2 protein-coding genes are annotated in these 1,659 nt (G+C 70.8%); both read left to right on the forward strand.

Translation table 11 applies throughout. From position 1 onward, the window contains the following. The coding region (locus tag ACFVJS_RS22950) for a beta-galactosidase trimerization domain-containing protein (RefSeq protein WP_378885370.1) at window positions 1-1,148 on the forward strand (1,148 nt) is incomplete at its 5' end. Between the two features lie 52 nt (window positions 1,149-1,200). Then, window positions 1,201-1,434, forward strand: a complete 234-nt coding sequence (locus ACFVJS_RS22955; protein ID WP_378885373.1) for a hypothetical protein — start codon at window positions 1,201-1,203, stop codon at window positions 1,432-1,434. Window positions 1,435-1,659 lie beyond the last annotated feature (225 nt).

Raw genomic sequence — 1,659 nt, forward strand, 5'->3', positions numbered from 1 at the left:
AGGACGAGGACCGCACGCAGCAGCTCGCGATGACCGCCGACCTGACCCGGTCGTGGGCCCACGGCGAGCCGTGGCTGCTGATGGAGCACTCCACGTCCGCGGTCAACTGGCAGCCGCGCAACATCGCCAAGACCGCCGGCGAGATGCGCCGCAACTCCTTCCAGCACGTCGCGCGCGGCGCCGACGGAGCGCTGTTCTTCCAGTGGCGCGCCTCGCGCGGTGGCGCGGAGAAGTTCCACTCCGCGATGGTCCCGCACACCGGCACCGAGAGCCGGGTCTGGCGGGATGTCGTACGCCTCGGGGCGGACCTGTCCGCGATCGCCGAGGTCGCCGGCACCCGGGTGGCGCAGGCCAGCGTCGCGATCTGCTTCGACTGGGAGTCGTGGTGGGCGGCGACCTTCGACTCGCACCCGTCGGTCGACGTCGACCCGATGGCGACCGCGCGGGCCTGGCACCGTGCCTGCTGGGCGCGCAACCTCGGCGTCGACATCATCGGTCCCACCGACCCGCTCGACGGCTACGACGTGGTGGTCCTGCCCGTGCAGTACCTGCTCTCCGACGAGGCCATCGGCCGTCTCACCGCCTTCGTCGAGGCCGGCGGCACCCTGGTCGCCACCTACTTCTCCGGCATCGTCGACGAGCACGACCACATCCGGCTCGGCGGCTACCCGGGCGGTCTCACCGACCTGCTCGGGGTGCGGATCGAGGAGTTCTGCCCGCTTCCCGAGGGCGACGAGATCCCGCTGACCGCCTATGGCACCGCCATGATCTGGAGCGAGCGCGGCCGCGCCGTCGGGGCCGATGTCGTGGCTGCGTACGCCACCGGCGACTGCGCCGGCGACCCCGCCGTCACCCGGCGCCGCGTCGGCAAGGGCACAGCCTGGTACGTCGGCACCGAGCTCACCCCCGACTCCCTCGACACCCTGGCCAGCCAGGTCTTCACCACGACCAAGCCGGTCGTGGGCGGCCTCCCCGAGGGCGTCGAGGCGATCCGGCGCGTCGGTGACCAGGGGACGTACGTCTTCGTCATCAACCACACCCACGAGGCGGTCATCGTCCCCGTCCGGGGCACCGACCTGCTCTCCGGCAACGACGGCGGACCACACCTGGTCCGTGCCGGCCAGGTCGCGGTCATCCGCGAGATCTGAGCCTCCCGCCGTAGCGTACGCGCTGTTCATCCGACGGTGCCATCATCGGATCATGAGTGAGCATGAACATTGGTGGCACCGGCTCGCAGAAGACGTGAAGCACTGGCTCCGTGCCCATCCGGGTGCGCCGCTGAGCGACATGAAGGTCCTGGACGCGGTGATCGGCGCGGGCGGCGTCCCGGTCCGACGTGACGACACCGCTCTCGACGGTCTCCCGGACGCGCCTCTGCTGAGCGATCGCGACTGGGAGTACATCAAGGAGCAGCACGACGCCGGTCTGGACTGAGGCGCACAAACGAAGCCGGCCCACACGCATGGTGTGGGCCGGCCGGGTCGCGTTCGTCCGCGAGCGAAAGGGGTAGGAATCCCCGGTTAACCGGGGAAACCTGCACTTCTCAGGTGTTGCAATGCCAGAGAAGTGGGGGGGTTGACGGGGTGACAGGGTGACCAGCCCCCCGGGGCGGGCGCAAACCCCCCCCCCGCCGGGGGGGATGGCCCGCGGGGTAAACCG

Origin of the sequence: Nocardioides sp. NPDC057772 (assembly GCF_042798075.1) — a bacterium.
Classification (GTDB): domain Bacteria; phylum Actinomycetota; class Actinomycetes; order Propionibacteriales; family Nocardioidaceae; genus Nocardioides.

Bases quoted from the DNA above. Each gene is read 5' to 3' on its own strand.
- ACFVJS_RS22955 (WP_378885373.1), top strand. From the start codon at position 1,201: ATGAGTGAGCATGAACATTGGTGGCACCGGCTCGCAGAAGACGTGAAG.